Consider the following 24,564-nt stretch of genomic DNA (forward strand, 5'->3'; position numbering starts at 1 on the left):
TTAGAAAGGCATTTTCTTTTACATATAACTTTATAGTATCTTTGTTTTATGAATGAAAATTTAGACCCTACAACTAACGGTTACAATTCAGAGGAATTTGATATCGAAAAAAAATTAAGACCACTCTCGTTTGACGATTTTGCAGGTCAAGATCAGGTATTAGAGAACTTAAAGGTCTTTGTTGAGGCAGCTAATCAACGTAATGAAGCACTCGATCATACGCTGTTTCATGGCCCTCCAGGATTGGGTAAAACTACTTTGGCTAATATTTTAGCTAACGAACTTAATGTGGGAATAAAAATCACCTCTGGGCCTGTCTTAGATAAACCAGGTGACTTAGCCGGTTTGCTTACCAATTTAGAAGAACGTGATGTTTTGTTTATTGATGAGATTCACCGATTAAGTCCTATTGTAGAGGAATATTTGTATTCAGCAATGGAGGATTTCAAGATCGATATTATGATTGAATCTGGTCCTAATGCTAGAACCGTGCAGATTAATCTTAATCCCTTTACATTGATAGGGGCAACCACTCGGTCTGGATTACTGACCGCTCCCATGAGAGCTCGTTTTGGAATTGCTTCACGCTTACAATATTATACCACTGAATTATTGACATCAATTGTTGAGCGTAGTGCTTCTATTTTCAAGATGCCAATCTCAATGGAGGCAGCTATAGAAATCGCCGGTAGAAGTAGGGGAACTCCTCGTATCGCTAACGCGCTTTTACGTCGTGTTAGAGATTTCGCTCAAATCAAAGGTAATGGTACCATCGACATCGAAATTGCTCGTTACGCTTTGAAAGCCTTGAATGTAGATGCGCACGGTCTTGACGAAATGGACAACAAAATTCTGAATACAATTATTGATAAATTTAAAGGTGGTCCAGTTGGTTTGACAACGCTGGCAACTGCAGTGTCAGAGAGTAGTGAAACTATTGAGGAGGTTTATGAACCTTTCTTAATTCAAGAAGGTTTCATTATGCGTACCCCTCGAGGTAGAGAAGTCACTGATAAAGCATATCGCCATCTTGGTAAAATTAAAGCCAATATTCAAGGTGGTTTATTTTAATTTTTAGTAGCTTTTTCCTGCTGTACGCTATATCTTTTTCTGCTTAAAGACAGCAGTAAAAGGATGCCGCTTCCATCAGGGCTAAGGCACAAATACAATTAGATATCATAGACTCAAAAAGTACATATACACAACTAATTAAATCCGAGGCCAAACGTCTCGGATTTATGTCTTGTGGTATTTCCAAAGCTGGTTTTCTTGAGGAAGAAGTACCTCGTTTAGAAGACTGGTTAAATAAAAATCAGCATGGTCAAATGGTCTATATGGAAAACCATTTTGACAAGCGGTTAGACCCTACCTTGTTAGTTGATGATGCAAAAAGTGTGGTATCTTTATTATTGAATTACTACCCTTCTGACACTCAAATTTCTGATTCTTTCAAAATATCTAAATATGCTTACGGTCAGGATTATCATTTTGTAATTAAGGAAAAATTAAAAGAGTTGTTGCATTCGATACAAGAGAATATAGGAGCTGTCTCAGGACGTGCATTTGTAGATTCTGCTCCGGTATTGGATAAAGCCTGGGCTGCTAAAAGCGGACTTGGATGGATAGGGAAGAATAGTAATTTGCTTACTCAAAAAGTTGGTTCGTTTTATTTTATCGCTGAATTAATTTTAGATTTAGAACTCGACTATGATTATGCGGTAACAGATCATTGCGGTAATTGTACCGCTTGCATAGACGCCTGCCCTACAGAGGCAATAATTGAACCGTATAAAGTCAATGGCAGTAAGTGTATTTCTTATTACACTATCGAACTCAAAGATAATTTGCCTATGGAGATGAAGGGTAGTTTTGATGATTGGGCATTTGGTTGTGATATTTGTCAAGATGTATGCCCTTGGAACCGCTTTTCTAAACCTCACAAAGAGCCGTTATTTAATCCTAATCCTGATTTACTGTCTTTAACTAAAAAAGACTGGGAAGAAATTACTGAAGAGACATTTAAAGTAGTTTTTAAAAACTCTCCTATAAAACGCACGAAGTTTTCAGGACTAAAGAGAAATATTGATTTTTTGAAATAATACTATTTGTTTTTTATTGTAGATTCACGTATAATTACTTCTGTCTTTAATACAATCGTTCGCGGTTTGAAAGGAATATTATCTTTATGGCAATTCATTTCGTCTAGTAATAAATTAAAAGCAATTATACCCATCTCCAAGCTAGGCTGCTCTACTGTTGAAAGTTTAGGTGTCAAGACTTGTGACATGAACCAATTGCTAAATCCCATCAAACCTATCTTATCAGGGACAGTTATTTGATGGTCATTCAAGTAGGATAAAACACCCACTGCAACTAAGTCAGTAGTACAAAAGATAGCATCAACATCAGGGTGATCATTAATTATAGCTGCAGCATAATCTACACCTTCTTTAAATGTTACCTGTTCGCAGGTATACACCAATCTTGGATTGTATTCTAAGCCATTGGCTTGTATGGTTTTCTTAAATCCTATAAATCTATCAATTGAATTTTGAGGATTAATGGGACCTCTTATGTACGCTATTTTTTTAAAACCTGCATCAATTAAATGCTGTGTGGCATTAGACGATGCTTCCTGATCATTGATTATAACTTTTGAGCTGGCAATAAGCTTAGCTATTTTATCAAATTGTACAAAAGGTATTTTACGTTCTAGGATTTCTTTCAAATGGCTATCATCATTGCTATCGTTAGATAGGGACATGATTATGCCGTCTACTCTTTTGTTTATTAAGAGCTCAACTTGCTTTTTCTCTAGTTCTAAAGACTCGTTTGATTGTAGAATAATTACTAAATATCCATTTTTTTCTGCTTCGGCAACAATGCCGTTTATTACATTTGAAAAGAAGTGGTGTACAATTTCAGGAACAATCAAGCCAATAGTCTTCGATTCCTTAGTCCGTAAATTTACAGCAAATGAATTTGGAGTGTAATTTAACTCTTTTGCTAACGAAATTACAGCGTTTTTAGTTTTTAAGCTAACGTCTGAATAGCCCTTCAATGCTTTGGAAACTGTTGTGATAGAAATGCCTAATTGTTCGGCAATTTCTTTAAGAGTTGCTTCTTTCATAAAACAAATATGATGAAATAATTTTACTTATCAAATCGAAAACGTTTTCGTAAAATCGAAAACGTTTTCGATAAAATAATATATATAGAAAGCAGTGTGTAATTATATATTTGGTAAAAAAAACCACAAAATATTACTAACTAAACTATTAAAGCTATGAAATTTTACACATTTAATTTTAAGCCTTTGCTTTTATTTATCACAGCAATGCTATTTAATATCTCGTTTGCGCAAAATGCCTCACTAAGTGGTACAGTTTCAGATGAGAGTGGCGCGCCTATCCCTGGTGTTAATATTTTAATCAAAGAATCTTCAAAAGCTGTTGCAACAGATCTCGACGGTAGGTATTTCTTCCCCAATATCAAATCAGGTACTCTAACGATTACCGCCTCTTATATTGGATACAAAAACGCAAGCTTTACGATAATTGCAAACCAAGACATAGTAAAAAATATAACCTTATTAGAAGAATCTAATGTGTTAGATGATATTATTATTACCGGGGTTGTAAATCCTAGAACTAAAATTAAATCGAGTGTTTCTGTTACATCGATTAACAATACACAAATTGAGCAAGCAGCTCCAAGATCAACAGCTGAAATTTTTAGAACTATTCCAGGAATAAGAGCAGAATCTTCCGGTGGAGAAGGTAATTCTAATATAGCTGTTCGTGGCGTGCCAATTTCTTCTGGAGGTTCTAAATATTTGCAAATTCAAGAAGATGGCTTGCCAGTATTATTATTTGGAGATATTTCTTTTGCAACAGCAGATATTTTTACACGATTTGATGGGAATGTGGCTAGAGTGGAGGCAATTCGTGGGGGATCTGCGTCAACGCTCTCATCTAACTCGCCTGGAGGAATAATAAATTTTATTAGTAAAACAGGAAAAACAGAAGGGGGTAGCTTACGCACGACATTTGGTTTAGATTATGAAAATTTTAGAACAGATTTGGATTACGGAACCAAGATAGGAGACGGCTTGTATTTTCATGTAGGAGGATTTTATAGAACAGGTGAGGGTGTTAGAAAGACGGGATTTAATAGCAATAACGGTGGTCAAATAAAGTTTAACGTTACAAAGGAATTTGAAAAAGGATCAATAACTGTGTATGCTAAATTTTTAAATGATAGAGCGGTAGCTTATATGCCCATGCCTGTTAAGGTTACTGGGACAAATGCTAACCCTGATTGGGGAAGTGTTGACGGCTACAATGCGACAAAAGGAGCGCTACAGTCAATTTATTTGAATCACAATGTAGGCTTAGGAACCGAAGGTAATGTGAGAAGAGAAAGTGTTGCAAATGGTATGCACCCTATATCAAAGTCAATCGGGGCTAATGCCTCTTTTGATCTAGATAACAACTGGAAAATTTCAGATAATTTGCGTTATTCTGCTAATAGTGGCGGTTTCATAGCTCCTTTTCCAGCAGAAATAGCAACAGCAGCTGCAATAGCCACTTCTTTTGGAGCGGGTGCTAGTTTATCTTATGCTAATGATGGTACGGCATTTAATACAGCCAATGGTTTAGTGGCTAGAATTCATATGTTTGATACACAATTAAATGATATGAGTAACTTCATGAATGATTTAAGATTGACAAAGAAAATTGATAATGTAGCTGTAACGTTTGGTTTTTTCAAATCTATGCAAAATGTTTCAATGTCATGGTTATGGAACTCATACTTACAAGAGGTTTCTGATAGCAATCCACGTTTACTTAATGTGACTGATGCTGCAGGAAATTTGTTGTCTGAAAATGGTCTGTATGCTTACGGTACTCCAGCATGGGGTAACTTGGCTAGAAACTATGATACTCAGTATAATGTTTCTGCTCCGTACATTAATGTTTCTTTTGACGCAACAGAGAGTCTGTCATTTGAAGGGGGTATAAGATATGATATTGGAAAAGCTACTGGCTCATTTACGGGAGGTACTTCCACTCAATATGATATCAATAATGATGGCGTGATATCAACTCCGGAGCAAAATGTTTATGCAATAAACAACGCTAATTCAACTCCAGTAAATTATAAGTATGATTATGTTTCTTACACATTAGGGTCTAATTATTTGTTTAATTCAAGACAGTCTCTATTTGCTAGAGTTAGTAAAGGTGCTGCTGCAAAAGCGGACCGAATTCTTTTTAGTGGATTGGACTATTTAGACGGTGATAAAATAAACGCACTTGATTTTCTGACGCAAGCTGAAGTTGGATATAAACAAAAATTTGATAAAGGATACGTATATGCAACAGCTTTTAGTTCGAAAACGGACGAGCAATCTGGCTATGAGGCAGGATCGAATACAATTAGACAGAACAACTATAAATCGTATGGTTTAGAGGTAGAATCAGCTTATGATGTGACGGATGATATTAATGTTAGAGGATCATTAACGTATACCAAAGCTGAAATTACTTCAGGTTCAGATGAGGGGAATCAGCCAAGAAGACAACCTAAACTAATGTATGGAATCATGCCTACGTACAAATTTATGGATAATAAAAATACTTTAGGATTAAGTTTTATAGGACAAACTAGGGCATTCGCACAAGATTCAAATCAATTAGTAATGAATGGATATGTTATTGTTAATGGATTTGTAGAAATAGAATTAGCAAAAGGTCTTTCCTTAAATATATCAGGGAACAATTTATTTAACTCTTTAGCCATCACAGAAGTTGAGGAAGGCAGTATAACTGACAATACTGTAAATTACGTGAGAGCAAGGTCGTTAACAGGTAGGTCTTTGTCCATGGCGGTCGCGTATAAATTTTAATGACCAATTTTATAATTCTTTGAATGTTTAGCAATTTCTACAGTCCATATGTAGGAATTGCTATTTTTAAAGTTGGCTTAATAAATGAAGTAATTTTAAGTGATAATATAAAATAAATAAATAATAACTTAAGTAATGGACATCCCTAAAGTAAAATTAAGTTTTTGGCAGATTATCAATATGAATATTGGTTTTTTTGGTGTCCAATACAGTTTTGGTCTACAACAAAGTGCGGTCAATCCCATTTATGATTTCTTACATGCTAGTCCAGACCAAATACCATTATTAAACCTTGCTGGTCCATTAACGGGTTTATTAATTCAACCTATAATTGGGGCAATGAGTGATAAAACATGGCATCCAAAATGGGGTAGGCGTAAACCTTATTTTTTTGTAGGAGCTATCATTTGTAGTATCGCCTTGTTTATGTTTCCTTTCAGTAGTTCATTGTGGATGGCTGCAGGTTTACTATGGATTTTAGATGTAGGTAATAACACTGCTATGGAACCATATCGCGCTTTTATTGCCGATACACTCGATGAGGAACAGCAACCCATGGGTTTTCAGGCGCAGAGTTTTTTTACTGGTTTTGGCCAATTCTTATCTTATATTTCACTTTTCTTATTTCCAATTTTTTTTGTTGGATATACGGGTTCTTTACCCACGTGGATTTATGCATCTTTTTTTCTAGGCGCCATACTTTCTATAGGATCCATCTGGTGGAGCATGAGAAAAACAGAGGAAATTCCTCCAACGGCAATTGAACTAGCTATCTTAAAATCAGAGCCATTAAATATTTTGTCTCCTTTTGTAGATATATATAAAGCAGTTTTAAATATGCCTTCAGTGATGTGGCAACTTTTTTTAGTTTATTTGTTTCAGTGGTATGCTATGATGTGTTACTGGCAAAATAACTCTAAGAGTATAGCATTGTCTGTATGGGATACGACTCCCTCAAATCCAGAAGCATATGAGAAAGCTGTAGAGTGGAATGGATTAATAGGTGCTTTTGGATTTATAGTCACCTTTTCAATTGCATTTTACTTAGCCAAATTAGCAAAGAAACATGGGGCTAAAATTGTTCATTTTGTATGCCTTTTTTTAGGAGCTATCTCACTGTTCTTTTTTCCTCAGGTACATAATCAATATCTATTTTTTCTAGTAATCATAGGTTATGGGATAGCTTGGGCTAGTATGATGGGAATTCCTTATTTAATGGTTGTAGCGGTAATTCCTAAAGAGCGTTACGGGGTTTATATGGGAATTATAAACATGATGATTGTTATTCCTATGATAATACAAAATGTTTCATTTGGATATATTTTAAGGAACTTCTTAGATAATGATCCTCGTCAGGCAATAAATTTTGCTGCTGTTCTTCTGCTTATTGCAGCAATGTGCACTTTACTCATTAAAATAAGAAATACAAAACTAAATGAATAGCTCAATGAAAATAAATAAAAAAGAAATTGACATTCTTTGCGTGGGAGAAGTACTTGTAGATTTTATTGGACATCAAGAGGATGTACTTATTAATGATACAAGAGATTATCATCGCTATTTGGGTGGTTCGCCAACTAATGTAGCGATGAATTCAACAAGGTTGGGATTAAAAACAATTATGGTTGCAACGGTAGGAAACGACGGGTTTGGTGATTACATTACTAAGAGGTTAAACAGTGTTGGAGTAAATACAGATCATTTAAGTGTTATCGGAGATAAATCTACAAGCGTCATTTTTGTTTCTAGGTCAAAAGGAACCCCTGATTTTATACCTTACCGTGCCGCTGATTGCTGTATCTATGATGAGCAAATTTCTCCAGAAATACTTAGTAATACTAAAATATTTCATACTACTTGTTTTGCACTAAGTAAAAACCCAGCTCAAAAGACAATTTTGAAAAAAGCTCAGGAAGCTAATGGTGCCGGTTGTAAATTAAGTATCGACTTAAACTACGCAAGTAAATTATGGAAAAGTGAAAAGAAAGCTTTTAAAGTAATCAAAGAATATTGCCAATATAATCCTTTAATAAAAATCAGTGAGGATGATATGTTACGACTATTTAAAAAAGCATTGCCTCATGATGAAATATTTAGCTTTTTCCACAAGCAAGGTGTTGATATTGTATGCTTAACTTTAGGGAGTAAAGGAGTAAAGTTGTCGCAAATAGGAAAAGATGTTATCGATATGCCTGCTATAAAAATTGACAAAGTCATGGATTCAACAGGAGCAGGTGATGCTTTTTGGTCTGGATTTTTATTTGCTTACATCAAGGACAAAACAATGCATGAGTGCCTTGATATTGCTCTGAAATTAGCAGCTTTAAAATTGCAGAATGTAGGGAGATTACCAGATAATATTAACATACTTTCAAAATTATTATAAACTAAGATGCAGCAAAACAGTCAAAATACTAGCAATGGTGTTATGCTTAACTTGTATCCTGATAGTATTGGGAAAACGTTAAGCGACACAGTAACAATGCTTAAAAAGGAAGAGTTTAAAGATGTGTTTTCTTTAATTTATGTTTTACCTACTTTTTTTAATAGCGACCTTGATAGAGGGTTTTCGATCATTGATTATAATATAAACAAGGAATTGGTAGGGCCAAATGATCTAATTGATTTAAAGAAACTAAACGTAAAGTTAAAGTTTGATATTGTACTCAATCATCTTTCAGTTGCTTCACCGCAATTTAAAGATATTCTCAAAAATGGAGAAGACTCTAAGTTTAAAGATTTTTTTATTAATTGGAATGACTTCTGGGAGGGGAATGGGACTTTAAATAACCAAGGTGTTATAATTCCAAAGCCCGAATATTTAAATAAGCTTTTCATGAGAAAATCAGGTTTGCCTATTTTAAATGTTATTTTTCCTGATGGATCTGAACGCCCCTATTGGAACACATTCTACCAGCAAGTTACCTACAATTCTGTGGAATCTGCTGATTTTTCGAGTCTAACTGCATTAACAGCAGATTATGTTAAATGGCTAGTTAAAATACTAAATGAGGCAATCGTCTTAGGAAGTGATTTTAGAACAATAGATTTTAAAGCATTCAATTCATTAAAATCAAAGATTCTTCATATAGTTGAAAAAAAGCGTATTTATTTAGGGCAGATGGATGTTAATGCTGCATCTCCATTAGTTTGGGAATTTTATGAGGAGACATTAAATAAGCTTAATGGCTATGGATGTAATATTTTAAGGCTTGATGCTTTTGCTTATTTGCATAAACAAGTTGGTGAATCTAACTTTTTTAATAAACCGGGTACATGGGAATACTTAGATCATATTAATAAAATCGCTCAAAAAAATGACTTAATGTTATTACCAGAAATCCATGCTGAATACGGACTTCATCTACATGATGAAGTAGCAAGTCAGGGTTATGCTATTTACGATTTCTTTCTTCCCGGACTTACAATACATACTCTTGAAAATGCAACAAGCAAAGCATTATTGGTTTGGATTAAGGAGCTAATAGATAAGGGTTATAAAACAATTAATATGCTGGGTTGTCATGATGGAATTCCAGTATTAGATTTAAAAGGTAAAGAGGTAAACGGGCATTACAATAAAGGATTATTAGATGATGTTGAGATTGATGCTATCATGAACACTATTATGGAACGTGGTGGGCGTGTAAAAAATCTCTATGATCCTGAGGGCAATAAAATTTCTTATTATCAAATTAATGCCACTTTTTTCAGTGCATTAGGAGAGAGTAATCAAAAAATGTTATTGGCTAGAGCCATCCAAATGTTTGTTCCAGGAATTCCACAAGTATGGTACTTAGACATTTTTGCAGGTAAAAACAATTACGATGCTGCAAATAACGGAGGGAGTGCGGGACATAAAGAAATTAACCGAACTACACTTTCTATGGATGATGTTGAAATGGGTTTGGGGACTGCAATTGTGAAAGAACAACTAGAGCTTATAAAATTGAGAAACAACTGCGAAGCATTTTCGGGTCACGTCATTATTAATGATCAAGATGATCGCATACTAAATATTAAATGGAAGAATAAGGACTCTGAAGCTTGTTTAATAGCTGATTTAACAAATTACAAATTCGACATAGTACTGCTTGAAAACGGAACTGAAAGTAAAAAATCTTATTTCATTTGAAAATTTTGAGACATAAAATAATTCATTAGGAGTATAAAGACCGTAATGATTAGATGGTAGAAAATTACGTTAGAATTGATTTTTCATGCCTATATTTTATAACCGTACAGCTTTTATTGTATGGAATAAATTACTCGTTTAAAAAAATAAAACAATTTGTATTTCCTTTTTAATTAACTTTAGGGTTAATAAAATACTTTGGATATGACTGTAAATCAAATATTAAGCGAAAAAGGTGCGGATGTTTATTCGATAATTTCTACAATTTCAGTATACGATGCTTTAAAAGTTTTAGGGGAGAAAAATGTAGGAGCCGTTTTAGTAATAGAGGACGGCGCTTTAAAAGGGATCTTGTCTGAAAGAGATTATGCTAGAAAAATAGTTTTGAAAAATAAAGCTTCAAAGGATACCTTGGTTAGCGAAATTATGGAAACCAACTTAATTACTGTTGGTCCTACAGACAGTCTGGATTACTGTATGGAATTAATGAGTACCAAAAGAATTAGACATCTACCTGTCGTGAAAGACAAGCAGGTTCTAGGCGTTATTTCAATAGGTGATGTGGTAAAAGCTATTATCGAAGTTCAAAAAGAGACTATTCAGCATCTGGCTTCTTATATTAATGGGAGTAACACATAAGCTTATAATGCAAGATATAAAATGTAAAGTCACTGTATTAGTGGCTTTTTTTGTGAGCTAATTTTAGGTGTTTTGCAAATCAATGCTACAATAGCCTACTTTTTTGGCGCAAGACTCATATCTTTGCAAGCTAGATAAAAATCTAATTAAAGATGAATAAAGATAGTAAAAGAAGAGAAGCATTATTATACCATGCTAAGCCAACACCAGGAAAAATTCAAGTAGTACCTACTAAAAAATACGCCACTCAAAGAGATTTGTCTCTGGCATATTCTCCAGGTGTAGCTGAACCTTGTTTAGAAATAGCAAAAGACGTAAATAATGTCTATAAATATACTGCAAAAGGGAATCTTGTTGCTGTGATTACAAATGGTACGGCTGTATTAGGACTTGGTGATATAGGACCCGAAGCTTCTAAGCCAGTAATGGAGGGTAAAGGTTTGTTATTTAAAATTTTTGCTGATATTGATGTTTTTGATATTGAAATAGATACTAAAAATATTGATGAATTTATTCAAACAGTAAAAAATATCGCTCCCACTTTTGGAGGAATCAACTTAGAGGACATCAAAGCGCCCGAATCATTTGAGATTGAGCGTAGGTTAGTTGAGGAGTTGAATATTCCAGTAATGCATGATGACCAACACGGAACTGCAATTATATCTTCAGCTGCATTATTAAATGCTCTTGAGCTTGCTGGTAAAACTATTGAAACTGCTAAGATTGTTGTTTCTGGTGCTGGGTCGGCTGCTTTAGCTTGTGCCAACTTATATGTGTTGCTAGGAGTAAATCCTGATAATATCATCATGTTTGATAAAGATGGAGTGCTTTCTAGCGAAAGAACTGACTTGTCAGAAGTTCAACTAAAATATTCTAAAGGAATTCCAGGAATTGATTTGCAAGGAGCTTTAAAAGGAGCTGATGTTTTTCTAGGTCTTTCTGCGGGTAATATTTTGACTCCTATCATGCTATTAGGAATGGCTGATAATCCAATCGTTTTTGCGATGGCTAATCCTGATCCTGAAATCGACTATAACTTAGCTATAGGTACTAGAGATGATCTTATCATGGCAACAGGTCGTTCAGATTATCCTAATCAGGTGAATAACGTTTTAGGTTTTCCATATATCTTTAGAGGAGCGCTGGATGTACGTGCTACAAAAATTAATGAAGCTATGAAAATGGCTGCAGTAAAAGCTTTGGCTTTACTGGCTAAAGAATCTGTTCCTGAGCAAGTGAACATTGCGTATGGTGAAACAAAATTAAACTTTGGTAGAGAATATATTATTCCAAAACCATTTGATCCAAGATTGATAAGTATTGTTGCTCCTGCTGTTGCAAAAGCGGCGATGGACTCAGGTGTTGCGCTAAACCCAATTACTGATTGGGATAAATACGAAGAAGAACTGCTAGATCGTTTAGGTAATGATAATAAAATGGTACGTCTTATCACTAATAGAGCTAAGATGGATCCAAAACGCATCGTCTTTGCCGAAGCAGATCATTTAGATGTTTTAAAAGCAGCCCAAATTGTAATGGAGGAAGGAATATGCCATCCAATTTTACTAGGGAATAAAGAAATCATTTTAGAGTTAAAAGAGGAGTTAGGCTTTTTTGCTGATCTCGAAATTATTGACCCTAAGATTAAAGAAGAAGATGAAAGACGTAATAGGTTTGCTAATATCTATTGGGAAGCTAGAAAACGCAAAGGGATTTCGCTATTTGATGCACAAAAGTTAATGCGTGAGCGTAATTATTTTGCTGCAATGATGGTTAATGAAGGAGATGCAGATGGTGTGGTGACTGGGCATTCTAGAAGTTATTCGTCAGTGGTTAAACCAATGTTGCAACTAGTAGATAAGGCACCTGGTGCTTCAATTATCGCTACTACAAACATGATGATGACTGCTCGTGGCCCAATGTTTTTATCTGATACAGCTATAAATATTGACCCTACAGCTGATGAATTAGCAAAAATTGCTGTTATGACGGCTAAAACGGCAAGAATGTTTGGTGTTGAGCCTGTAATTGCCATGGTTTCTTTCTCAAATTTTGGTTCGTCAAGCGATCCACGTGCTTCTAAAGTTAGAGATGCTGTTAAATATTTACACGAGAACCACCCCGATTTAATTATCGATGGAGAGGTTCAAGCTGATTTTGCTTTGAATCAAGAGATGTTAAAAGAGAAATTCCCATTCTCTAAATTAGCGGGAAAAAAAGTAAATACCTTAATTTTCCCTAATTTAGATTCAGCAAATATTACCTATAAACTATTAAAAGAGTTGAACAAAGTCGATTCAATTGGACCAATAATGTTAGGAATGAGTAAGCCTATTCATATCTTTCAATTAGGAGCTAGCGTTGAAGAGATGGTCAACATGGCTGCAATCGCTGTAATCGATGCTCAAGAAAAGCAAAAGAAACAGATCATAAAATAAAATAAAATACTATCTTGCTTACCATAATTTATGATTATGGTAAGTTTTTTTTTGGTTAAAATTAAGAGATTATGATTGGACATTTACAAGGTAAATTAGTAGAGAAAACGCCTACTCAGGTGGTAATAGATTGCGGTGGTGTAGGTTATGAAGTGCATATTTCTTTGCATACTTTTTCGCTTCTTCCTGCTACTGATTTTGTAAAATTATTCACTCATTTGCAAGTAAAGGAAGATTCTCACACTTTATTTGGGTTTGTAGAGAAGTCAGAACGGGAGATTTTTAAAATGCTTTTGTCTGTTTCTGGTATTGGAGCGAGTATAGCAAGAACTATGTTATCTTCATTAGAACCTAAACAAATAATCAATGCGATAGGCTCAGGTGATGTGGGAACTATTCAAACTATTAAAGGTATAGGTAGTAAAACTGCGCAAAGAGTTATTCTAGATTTAAAAGATAAAATGCTTAAGTTGTATGATTTAGACGAAGTTTCTATGTCACAAAGCAATACAAATAGGGATGAAGCGTTATCTGCATTAGAAGTTCTTGGTTTTGTAAGAAAGGCTTCGGAAAAAATTATTGAAAAAATTGTGAAAGAAGATCCAGATGCATCTGTGGAAGCTATCATTAAAAAAGCATTAAAAGCCTTATAGAAAGGCTGTAAAACAAAGATTTATATGCAAAAGATTTGTATTTTTCTATTGGTTTTATTTGGTGGGTTTCTAGCAGAAGCTCAAGTTACTGAAGAGCCTAAGGATACAATTAGAACGGGTTTTTCGACAGGAAAAATCCAAATTAAAGACCCTAAAAGTGTTCTTTCTGCTTACACTTATGATCCCGTTACAGACAAGTATATTTATACGAGCTCTGTGGACGGTTTTTCTATTAATTATCCTATCATATTATCGGTACGTGAATACGAACAACTTGTTTTAAAAGAGTCAATGCGTGACTATTTTAGAAAAAAGACAGATGCAATTGATGGTAAGAAAACGGGTAGCGAAGAGGCAAAGAAAGATTTACTGCCTAAATACTATGTTAATTCCGGGATATTCGAATCTATTTTTGGAAGTAATACAATTGATGTGCGTCCTACAGGGTCTATTGAGATGGATTTAGGTGCCCGATTTACTAAGCAAGACAATCCTTCTTTTTCACCTAGAAATCGCTCTAATTTAGCATTTGACTTCGATCAAAGAATTAGCATGAGCTTGATGGGAAAAGTGGGTACGCGTTTAAATGTGAACGCAAATTATGATACACAATCAACATTTGCTTTTCAAAATCTTATTAAATTAGAATATACGCCTACTGAGGATGATATTGTACAAAAAATCGAAGTAGGTAATGTGAGTATGCCTTTGAATAGCTCATTAATAAGAGGTGCACAAAGCTTATTTGGAGTAAAGGCACAACTACAATTTGGTAAAACAACCGTTACAGGAGTGTTCTCTGAACAAAAGTCACAAACAAAAAGTGTTATCGCCGAAGGTGGTGGTACGATTCAAGACTTTGATATGTTCGCTTTAGACTATGACAATGATAGACACTTTTTTTTATCTCAATATTTTAGAGATAAATATGACGAATCATTACAAAACTATCCATACATCGATAGTAGAGTGCAAATCACTCGTATTGAGGTTTGGGTTACAAATAAGCAATCTAGAATAAATACAAATTCAAATAATTTAAGGAATATTATTGCGCTTCAAGATTTAGGTGAAGGTCCTATTAGTGGTCTTGCTGATAATCAAGTAGTCGTTTTAGATCCTTCTACAGGAATGTTTAATGTTCCTGCAAATTCTCCTTCTGACAATGGAAATAATAAATTTGATCCTGGCCAAATTAAAAACGGTTCTGGTTTATTGAATGATAATATTAGAGAAATAGTGACCTCAAGTTCTGGATTTAATGTGACTGTAAGTGAAGGGCAAGATTATTCGAAATTAGAGAATGCAAGAAAATTAACTTCTAATGAGTTTTCTTATAATGCACAGCTAGGATATATCTCTCTGCAACAACGATTATCTAATGATGAAGTTCTTGCAGTTGCCTATCAATATACTGTAGGTGACAAGGTGTATCAAGTAGGGGAGTTTGGTAATGACGGTGTAGATGCTACTGTCGTTACTGGCGCAACTACAGCAAACACTGCTGTAATTACACAGAGTTTGATTTTGAAAATGCTGAAGAGTAACTTGACTAATGTGAATAACCCGGTGTGGAATTTAATGATGAAGAATATTTATCAAATTCCAGGTGCTTATCAAATTAATCAAGAAGATTTTAGATTCAATATTTTATACACTGATCCTTCGCCTATCAACTATATTAAAGAAGCTACAGATGCTGCAGGGAATATTTTTCCGTTTCCCGCTAATCCAACTGCTGATAATAAAGTGAAGGAAACGACGCTACTTAAAGTTTTTAACTTAGATAAATTAAACTATAATAATGATCCACAAACTGGAGGAGATGGATTCTTTGACTTCTTATCTGGTTTAACGATTGACTCTCAAAACGGACGTATTATTTTTACCACTAAGGAACCATTTGGAGAATTATTATTTTCGAAATTAAAAGATAAAAACAATCCTGCAGATGTAAGTAACTACGATGATTTGACTACTTATAACGAAAATCAGCAAAAATACGTTTTTAGAAATATGTATCGAAGTACGCAATCTGGAGCGTTGCAAGATAGTGACAAAAACAAATTTTTATTAAGAGGGAAGTATAAATCAGCAGCGAGTAACGGAATTCCTATTGGGGCTTACAATGTGCCTCAAGGTTCTGTGAGGGTTACTGCGGGTGGTCGCGTTTTATTAGAAGGAATCGATTATAGTGTAAATTACCAACTAGGGAGTGTTCAAATTCTGGATGCTTCACTGCAAGCTTCTAATACACCGGTTGAAATTTCGCTAGAAAACAATTCTATTTTTGGACAGCAAACACGCCGCTTTATGGGAGTGAATGTTGAGCATGAAATTTCAGAAAAATTTCTTGTAGGAGCGACTTTTTTAAAAATGAGCGAAAAGCCGTTTACTCAAAAAGCAACTTATGGACAAGAGTCAGTAAACAATACTATTTTTGGGTTCAACACTAACTATGCTACAGAAGTTCCTTTCTTTACTAGATTAGCTAATATGCTACCTAATGTAGATACTGATGTTCCTTCGAATCTTTCGGTTAGAGCAGAAGTCGCTTTCTTAAAACCAAATTCGCCAAAAGCAGCTGATTTTGAGGGAGAATCTACAATTTATGTTGATGATTTTGAAGGATCACAATCTACTATAGACATGCGTTCTGCTTATGCATGGAGCTTGTCGTCTACACCGGATAGAAATGTTAGAAGTGCTTATGATTTTAATGCTACATCTAATGATTTAAGCTATGGGTTTAAAAGAGCAAAGTTGGCATGGAACACAATTGATCCTATTTTTTACACTTCGAGACCATCAGGGATTACAGATGATGATTTGTCTTTAAATACAACTCGACGTGTGTTTAGTGAAGAACTATATCCATTGACTGATATTGCGCAAGGGCAATCACAGGTAGTAAACACATTGAATTTGAGTTACTACCCATCTGATCGCGGACCTTACAATAATAATTCAAATTTTAGTGCTAATCCTAGAGATAACTTTGGAGGGATAACGAGGGCTATTAACTCTACAAATTTCGAACAAAGTAATGTAGAGTATATTCAGTTTTGGGTAATGGATCCTTATATAGGAGCGGGTCAAATCCCTATGTCTAATACAGGGAAAATCTATTTTAACCTTGGAGAAATTTCTGAGGATATATTGAAAGATGGTCGAAAACAATATGAAAATGGTTTAGGCCCTGATCAAATATTAGTAAATCCAAGACCGCTATGGGGAGATGTTCCTGCATCACAATCTTTGATTTATGCATTTGATACAAATGCCGAAAACAGACAAAATCAAGATGTTGGTTTTGATGGACTCAACAATGCGCAAGAGGCTAGTGTGTATTCAAATTTTGCTTCTGAATCAGATCCAGCTGCAGATGATTACACCTATTATTTGAATGCGAATGGAAATGTTTCTGAGAGATATAAAAATTACAATGGTGTTGATGGAAACTCGGCGGTTGATATTAATGATGCCAATAGAGCTGCTACCACACTTCCAGATGTTGAGGATGTCAACAAGGATAATACAATGAATACCATCAATGCCTATTATGAGTACAGTATAGATGTACAGCCTAATATGGAAATTGGTCAAAATAATATTACCGATATTAGAAACACTCAGGTTACATTAGCAAACGGACAAGTGACCGATGCGAGATGGATACAGTTTAAAATTCCGGTGTCACAACCTCAAAACACTATTGGTACTATATCTGATTTTAGGTCTATTCGATTCATGAGAATGTTTATGACTGGTTTTGCCGATGAGATTACAGTGCGTTTTGGTTCGTTAGATCTTGTGCGCGGAGAATGGAGAAGGTATACAAATACCTTAGAATTTGATGATACAAATGTTACTGATGATGGTACAATACTAGATGTGTTGTCAGTAAATGTTCAAGAAAATAATGAGCGTTGTCCTATTAATTATATTACGCCTCCAGGAGTAGTGCGCGAGCAATTGTATAATAATAATACAATCATAAATCAAAATGAGCAGTCCTTATCTCTTAGGGTTTCTGGGGATGGATTAGAGGCCGAAGATTCTAGAGCAGTATTTAAAAATGTGAGCTTAGATATGCGTCAGTTTAAAAAGCTTAAGATGTTTTTACATGCTGAATCGTTGCAAAATGAAGCCACTTTAAGCGATGATCAAATGGTTGCTTTTATTCGTTTTGGAAATGACTTTACAGATAATTTTTATCAAGTCGAAATACCATTAAAAGTGACTGTTCCTAGTCGATCAGGTGCTGCTAATTGTTCTCCTTTAAGTGCAGAAAGTGTATGGCCAGAAGACAATCAAATTGACTTGTCATTAGCACTTTTAACGCAGTTAAAAATACAAGCAATGAGTATTGATTTAAGTACATTACCACTAGATGGAATCTACTATCAAGATGAAGAGCAACTTGATGCTTCTGCTGCGAGTAAGAGTAATAAGTTGAGAATAGGGATAAAGGGTAATCCTAACTTTGGTCTGGTTAGAACCTTGATGGTGGGTGTAAAAAACAACGAAACAATGCAAAGGGTTAAAGGTGAGGTGTGGTTTAATGAACTACGTCTTGCTGATATGGATAACAATGGTGGTATGGCTGCCGTGTTAAATGTAGATACAAATTTTGCTGATTTTGCTACTGTTTCAGCTACTGGTAGAAAATCAACGATTGGTTTTGGCTCTTTAGAACAAGGTCCAAACGAAAGAAGTCGTGAAGATATCCAACAATATAATTTTGTTACTAATGTAAATTTAGGAAAACTATTACCTGCTAAATGGGGGGTTAATTTGCCATTTAATTATGCAATAGGCGAAGAAGTGATTACTCCACAATACGACCCTTTTAACCAAGATATCAAATTGCAACAGCTATTAGATAATACTGCTGATGCTGATGTACGTGAAAACTATAGAAATAGAGCTGTAGACTATACTAAACGCAGTAGCATTAACTTTATAGGGGTTAGAAAACAACGTGGCGCAGAGCAAAAACAAAGAATATATGATGTAGAGAATTTTACATTCTCTCAGTCGTATAATGAAGTGGAAAGACATGATTACGAAATTGAAAATTATCAAGATCAGCAAAGTAGTTCATCAGTTGATTATGCGTATACTTTTCAATCTAAACCTGTAGAACCGTTCAAGAATAGTAAGATGATGCAGAAAAGTGATTATTGGAAAATGTTAAGCGATTTTAACTTTAATTACTTGCCTTCTAATGTTACTTTTAGCACAAATATTAATAGACAATTCAATACTCAGCAATTTAGACAAATAGAGGATATTGAAGGAATTGGACTAGACCCATTATATCGTAGGAACTTTTCTTTCAACTATCAATATGGCTTCAATTACAATTTAACGAAATCATTAAAATTCAGTTACATTGCCTCATCAAGTAATATTGTGAAAAATTATTTGAATGACGATAACGAACCAATTGATGATTTTTCTATTTGGGATAGTTACTTGAATGTAGGGGATCCTAATCAACATATGCAACAACTTATTGTGAATTATGAAATTCCTATCAATAAGATACCGTTGTTTAGTTTTGTAAAAGCTAATTATAGCTACACAGGGGATTACAACTGGCAGCGTACTTCAAATGCTTTATCAGATATTATCATAGATGGCGAGAACTATAATCTTGGAAACACGGTGCAAAATGCGCGTTCAAATAATTTGAATGCTAGCTTTAACATGGAGATGTTGTACAAATATTTAGGACTAACTAAGACTACTCAAAAATTTGGCTCTAAGCCAAAGGTTGCTTTACCTAAACCTGGAGAGAAAGTAGTTAAAACTAATAATCAAGATGTAAAAGGGAGTCCGTTCTTAGATGGGCTAAAAGGAATTTTAACTAGTGTAAAAAATATTCAGTTTAATTACACTGAAAATAGTGGAACTGTTTTACCAGGGTATACTCCGGGAATTGGATTTTTTGGTTCTTCTAAACCTACGTTAGGTTTCATTTTTGGAAGCCAACAAGATGTGCGTTATGAAGCTGCTAAGAAAGGTTGGCTTACTTTGTATGATAATTTTAATCAAAATTTCACTCAGGTAACTAATAAAACATTAAAAGCAAGTGCAAACATCGACCTGTTTCCTGATTTTAAAATAGATTTAAATGCCGATAGATCATTCTCAGAAAATTATTCTGAGCAATATGATGTGTCAGCAGATGGAACTTACAATTCATTATCTCCATATAGTTATGGATTGTTTAGTGTGTCTACTGTGCTTATCAAAACATCTTTCTCTGCAAGTGATGAGAACTCATCAATTGCTTTTAGTGAGTTTAGAAAAAACAGGTTGACAATAGCTAATAGGTTAGCAACTAATAGAGGGATAGATTTAAATAATCCAGCTAATTTAGACGGAGATGGATATCCATTAGGATACGGTAAGAATAATCAAGCGGTATTGTTGCCAGCTTTCATGGCTGCATACGCAGGTGCAGATGCTTCAAGTTCTTCGTTAGGAATTTTTAGAAGCGTACCCATACCTAACTGGTCTGTTAAGTACAATGGTTTAATGCGATTTGATATGTTTAAACGTAATTTTAAACGCTTTTCATTGCAGCACAATTATCGTGCTTCATACACTATCAATCAATATCGTTCTAACTTTGAATATGATAAAGATCCTAACGGTGTTGATGATAATGGGAACTTTTTTAATAAAACGATATTGTCTAATATTAACTTAGTAGAACAATTTAATCCTTTATTGCGAATGGATTTTGAACTTAAAAGTTCTTTAAAAATATTAACAGAGATTAAGAAAGATAGGGCGTTATCAATGAGTTTTGATAATAATTTATTGACAGAAGTTAAAGGGATAGAATACGTAGTGGGATTAGGATATCGATTTAAAGATGTTATTTTCTCTTCTCGTTTAGCAGATAACCCTACTGGCGTGATTAAAGGAGATATCAACATGAAAGCCGATTTCTCTTATCGTAACAATCAAACCATTGTTAGGTATTTAGATTATGATAACAATCAATTAGCAGGAGGGCAAAATATATGGTCTCTTAAATTAACTGCTGACTATTCATTTAGTAAGAACCTAACGGCTATCTTTTACTACGATCACTCGTTTTCTGAAGCCGTTATATCTACTGCTTTCCCGTTGACTAATATTAGATCGGGCTTTACAATACGTTACAATTTTGGGAATTAATTTTGAAAATCTAAACTAGAATTGAGCGCAAGATTGTTACATTTGCGAAACAAATAAAATTATCAATTTTCAATAAGCATTAATTATGAGTATACCAGCAAATTTAAAGTACACAAAAGATCACGAATGGGTGAGTTTAGAAGGTGATGTAGCTACAGTAGGAATTACACATTTCGCGCAAAAAGAACTAGGTGATATCGTTTATGTAGAAGTGGAAACATTAGATCAAACTCTTGAAAAAGATGAAGTTTTTGGTACTGTTGAGGCAGTGAAAACTGTTTCTGATTTGTTTCTTCCTTTAGCAGGAGAGATTATCGAATTCAATGATGCTTTAGAAAGTACTCCTGAAACGGTAAACTCTGATCCTTATGGAGCAGGATGGATGATTAAAATTAAAGTAGCAAATGTTGCTGATTTTGATACATTATTATCAAGTGATGCTTATAATGATTTGATTGGTGCGTAAATTATTTTTTCTTGTCTCAGCGGTAGCTTGGTCGGCTGTAATCTTATTCTTGTGCTTAACAAAGTCAAGTAATATTCCTTCGATCGATATCCCTAATTTAGATAAGGCAGTACATGCATTTTTTCATTTTGTTTTTACGTCGCTTTGGGTGTTATTCTTTAGAACTCAAGTTAGAAATAAAAACATTTATAAGCCGTTGTTTTTTTCCTTCGTGCTTTCTGTCTTTTTTGGTGTTTTTATCGAAATTGCACAGCAAATGTTTACAACAACTAGAAGTCCAGATATGTTTGATATACTAGCTAATATAACCGGCGCAGCCTTAGCAAGTTTTTCAATTCTTATTTTCATAAAATTGAGAGGCACTAAGCAATAAAAATTATATTTAAAGTCCCGCTTTTGTGGGGCTTTTTTTTGTTTGATAGTAAAGGTTAAGCACACGCTTGCTTCACTGTAGAGTTTGTTAAACAATTCTGTATTGTAATAAAGCTTATGAATAATAAGTGTATTTTTGTTTACAAAGTTTTTTACTAATTTAGAAATAATGTTATTATGAATATCAGAAACTACCTAGACTCAACTTATTTAAAAACTGCTAATCAAGCAGGGATTAGTGAGGTTGAAAATGAAAAAATAGTAATGCAATTTGTTCAAGAAGCGATTGATGGCAATTTCAAGCTTATCATGATCAGGCCTGATATGGTAGTAAAGGCAAAAAAAATTATTGTCGAGGCAAATGCGGTGACACTAGTAGGAACTGTAATTGATTTTCCAGAAGGGGAGTCAGATGTTATGGCTAAATTAGAAGAGGCACAAAGAGCTATTGAAGAAGGTGCTGATGATCTTGATTTTGTTTGTAATTATAAAGCCTTTAAAGAGGGCGATATTGCCATTGTGAAAAAAGAGGTCTTGCGTTGTACAAAACTAGGTCTGGATAACAATAAAACGGTAAAGTGGATTATAGAAGTGGCTGCGCTTACTGATAAGCAAATTATCCAACTATCGTCTCTAATTAAAAACGTGATTATTTCTAATTTTAAAGAAGAGGATTATAATTGTGTTTTTGTGAAATCATCAACTGGTTTCTATAAAACAGAAGACGATTTGCCTAACGGTGCTACCGTGCGTACAATAATTATGATGCTTGAAAATGCGTCACCGTTACCTATCAAAGCTGCTGGTGGAGTGCGCTCATATCAAGATGCAGTTGAGATGGTGAGTTTGGGTGTTAAGCGCATAGGGACTTCTGGTGCAAAAGCAATTGCAAACGGAGAAGACACGAATCAAGAATATTAAAAGTAGTAGCTATTAAAATGGGGAATAAAGTAGCGCTCCTTAATTGTGGTTATTGAAGTTTTTTTTCTCGAAAGTGAATTATTCTCTGCTAGTAAGCAGGTACTTCAATGCGCTATTTGTACTTTCGAAAAGAAACAATTTAGATACTTATTGTAAAAAGCGATCTACAATGTTGCTTAATCACAAAGCAGATGCACTTTTAACAGATTATAATTGAAAAAAACACAAAATCTACAATATTAAATCCTCTTGTAATTTGTACCTTTGCAGAAGTTTTAAAAAACTTAATTAAATCTGCATTGAACACTACTCCAAATACCTTCACTTTTAAATCGGTTTTTCTAGATTTTAAAGAAATCACTAAAGCAGGACTTGCTATTAGTGTTTTGTTTTCATCTATAGCTGGATATTTTTTAGGTATCAATGAGCAAAATCCTTTTCAATGGTCGGTGTTGTTAATGTTGATTGTAGGTGGTTACTGCATGGTTGGAGCTTCTAATGCTTTTAATCAAGTGATCGAGAAAGACATTGATGCTTTAATGGATCGAACAAAGAATCGCCCTGTTCCTTCAGGAAGAATGTCACCGCAAGTGGCGCTAGTAGTTGCTAGTGTATTGACGATTATAGGTATTTCCCTTTTATATATGATAAATCCTAAATCAGCCATGTTTGGTGCGATTTCGATATTTCTATATACGAGTGTGTATACACCCTTAAAAACAGTAACGTCTTTGTCTGTATTTGTAGGCGCGTTTCCAGGTGCTATACCTTTCATGTTAGGATGGGTGGCTGCTACGGGGGATTTTGGAATCGAAGCAGGTACATTATTTTTAATTCAGTTTTTTTGGCAATTCCCTCATTTTTGGGCTATAGGATGGTTCTTATATGAAGATTATGAAAAAGCAGGAATCTTTATGTTGCCTACGGGTAAAAAAGACCAAGGAACAGCGCTTCAAATCATTTTGTATTCGGTATGGTTGCTTGTTGCTTCATTGTTGCCTGCGTTAGGTTATACGGGTAGATTTTATATTACTCCTATAGCAGCAGTAGTAGTGTTCCTTTTAGGTTTGTGGATGCTTTTTTATGCAGTTAAGTTGTATAAGATTAAAACAGCAAAAGCAGCAAGAACATTAATGCTAGTTAGCGTATCTTATATTACGCTACTTCAATTAGTATATATAATTGATAAATTTTTAAGATAGTTATGGAAATGACAATGACACAGGAGGAGCATAAGCTAAAGACTGCAAGATCGTATAAGTTGATCTTGATTTTTGCTATGGTCAGTATGATTATGATGTTTGCAGGGCTTACTAGCGCATTTGTGGTAAGTAAAGCAAGGGTAGACTGGTTGAAGGATTTTCAATTGCCTACCGCTTTTTATTATAGCACTTTGGCTATAATTATGGCTAGTGTAACCATACACATGGCAAAAAAATCAATCCAAAAAGATGAAAAAAGTAAGACTACTGTTTTTCTTTTGTCTACTTTAGCGCTTGGAATTTTATTCGTGATTTTACAATTTGTAGGATTCGGACAAATCGTTGAAAATGGCTATTACTTCACCGGAAGCGAGAGTTCAATAACAACAACATTTTTATATATTGTAACAGTTGTGCATATGATTCACCTTGCTGGTGGGTTAATATCATTGCTAATTATAATTTATAATCATTTTAAACAGAAATACAATTCGAGTCAAACTCTTGGAATAGAACTAGGTGCGATGTACTGGCACTTTCTTGATTTCTTGTGGATTTATTTATTTGTATTTTTATATTTCTTTAAATAAGAAAAAAACGTAAATTTGGGAACTTTTTAACGAATAA

At 34.3% G+C, this 24,564-nt stretch carries 16 protein-coding genes; 15 read left to right on the plus strand and 1 reads right to left on the minus strand.

What is annotated here, in order from left to right; genetic code table 11:
* The first annotated feature begins 48 nt into the window (after nt 1-48).
* Entirely contained in the window at nt 49-1,071 is a 1,023-nt protein-coding gene (ruvB, locus tag HNQ00_RS06495; protein ID WP_173837511.1) for a Holliday junction branch migration DNA helicase RuvB, read from the plus strand.
* Between the two features lie 104 nt (nt 1,072-1,175).
* Nucleotides 1,176-2,099, plus strand: coding sequence for a tRNA epoxyqueuosine(34) reductase QueG (gene queG, locus HNQ00_RS06500; protein WP_173837646.1), 924 nt, complete (start codon nt 1,176-1,178; stop codon nt 2,097-2,099).
* 2 nt (nt 2,100-2,101) lie between these two features.
* On the opposite strand, the gene HNQ00_RS06505 is transcribed toward queG, so the two are convergent.
* A complete protein-coding gene (locus HNQ00_RS06505; protein WP_173837512.1) occupies nt 2,102-3,130 on the minus strand; it encodes a LacI family DNA-binding transcriptional regulator in 1,029 nt (342 codons plus the stop codon).
* Nucleotides 3,131-3,286: 156 nt separating this feature from the next.
* On the opposite strand from HNQ00_RS06505, the gene HNQ00_RS06510 reads away from it, so the two are divergent.
* The 13 genes from HNQ00_RS06510 (at nt 3,287) to HNQ00_RS06570 (ending at nt 24,527) form a co-directional block, all read left to right on the plus strand.
* A complete protein-coding gene (locus tag HNQ00_RS06510) occupies nt 3,287-5,911 on the plus strand; it encodes a TonB-dependent receptor (protein ID WP_173837513.1) in 2,625 nt (874 codons plus the stop codon).
* 135 nt (nt 5,912-6,046) lie between these two features.
* Nucleotides 6,047-7,354 (plus strand): MFS transporter, encoded by a 1,308-nt coding sequence (locus HNQ00_RS06515; RefSeq protein WP_173837514.1) that lies wholly within the window; start codon nt 6,047-6,049, stop codon nt 7,352-7,354.
* Nucleotides 7,355-7,358: 4 nt separating this feature from the next.
* On the plus strand, nt 7,359-8,297 hold the full coding sequence (locus HNQ00_RS06520) for a carbohydrate kinase family protein (RefSeq protein ID WP_173837515.1): 939 nt from the start codon (nt 7,359-7,361) through the stop codon (nt 8,295-8,297).
* Between the two features lie 6 nt (nt 8,298-8,303).
* Nucleotides 8,304-10,046, plus strand: a complete 1,743-nt coding sequence (locus tag HNQ00_RS06525) for an alpha-amylase family glycosyl hydrolase (protein ID WP_173837516.1) — start codon at nt 8,304-8,306, stop codon at nt 10,044-10,046.
* Between the two features lie 204 nt (nt 10,047-10,250).
* Nucleotides 10,251-10,685 carry a CBS domain-containing protein gene (locus HNQ00_RS06530; RefSeq protein WP_173837517.1) on the plus strand — a complete coding sequence of 145 codons (435 nt, stop codon included), beginning with the start codon at nt 10,251-10,253 and terminating at the stop codon, nt 10,683-10,685.
* 152 nt (nt 10,686-10,837) lie between these two features.
* Nucleotides 10,838-13,123 carry an NADP-dependent malic enzyme gene (locus tag HNQ00_RS06535; RefSeq protein WP_173837518.1) on the plus strand — a complete coding sequence of 762 codons (2,286 nt, stop codon included), beginning with the start codon at nt 10,838-10,840 and terminating at the stop codon, nt 13,121-13,123.
* A gap of 71 nt (nt 13,124-13,194) precedes the next feature.
* Complete coding sequence (gene ruvA / locus HNQ00_RS06540) at nt 13,195-13,776, plus strand: Holliday junction branch migration protein RuvA (protein WP_173837519.1); 582 nt, start codon at nt 13,195-13,197, stop codon at nt 13,774-13,776.
* 24 nt (nt 13,777-13,800) lie between these two features.
* Entirely contained in the window at nt 13,801-20,976 is a 7,176-nt protein-coding gene (gene sov / locus HNQ00_RS06545) for a T9SS outer membrane translocon Sov/SprA (RefSeq protein WP_173837520.1), read from the plus strand.
* Nucleotides 20,977-21,061: 85 nt separating this feature from the next.
* Nucleotides 21,062-21,442: a glycine cleavage system protein GcvH gene (gene gcvH / locus HNQ00_RS06550; RefSeq protein WP_173837521.1), complete on the plus strand. Its 381-nt coding sequence runs from the start codon at nt 21,062-21,064 to the stop codon at nt 21,440-21,442.
* Complete coding sequence (locus HNQ00_RS06555) at nt 21,435-21,815, plus strand: VanZ family protein (protein ID WP_371738933.1); 381 nt, start codon at nt 21,435-21,437, stop codon at nt 21,813-21,815. Before gcvH ends, HNQ00_RS06555 begins: the two co-directional genes overlap by 8 nt.
* Nucleotides 21,816-21,991: 176 nt before the next feature.
* Nucleotides 21,992-22,735, plus strand: a complete 744-nt coding sequence (gene deoC, locus HNQ00_RS06560; protein ID WP_173837523.1) for a deoxyribose-phosphate aldolase — start codon at nt 21,992-21,994, stop codon at nt 22,733-22,735.
* A 287-nt stretch (nt 22,736-23,022) separates the two neighbouring features.
* Nucleotides 23,023-23,937 carry a heme o synthase gene (cyoE, locus tag HNQ00_RS06565; RefSeq protein ID WP_371738961.1) on the plus strand — a complete coding sequence of 305 codons (915 nt, stop codon included), beginning with the start codon at nt 23,023-23,025 and terminating at the stop codon, nt 23,935-23,937.
* A gap of 2 nt (nt 23,938-23,939) precedes the next feature.
* Nucleotides 23,940-24,527: a cytochrome c oxidase subunit 3 gene (locus HNQ00_RS06570; RefSeq protein ID WP_173837525.1), complete on the plus strand. Its 588-nt coding sequence runs from the start codon at nt 23,940-23,942 to the stop codon at nt 24,525-24,527.
* The last annotated feature ends 37 nt before the right edge of the window (nt 24,528-24,564 follow it).

Origin of the sequence: Flavobacterium aeripolare (assembly GCF_013294025.1) — a bacterium.
Lineage (GTDB): Bacteria > Bacteroidota > Bacteroidia > Flavobacteriales > Flavobacteriaceae > Flavobacterium.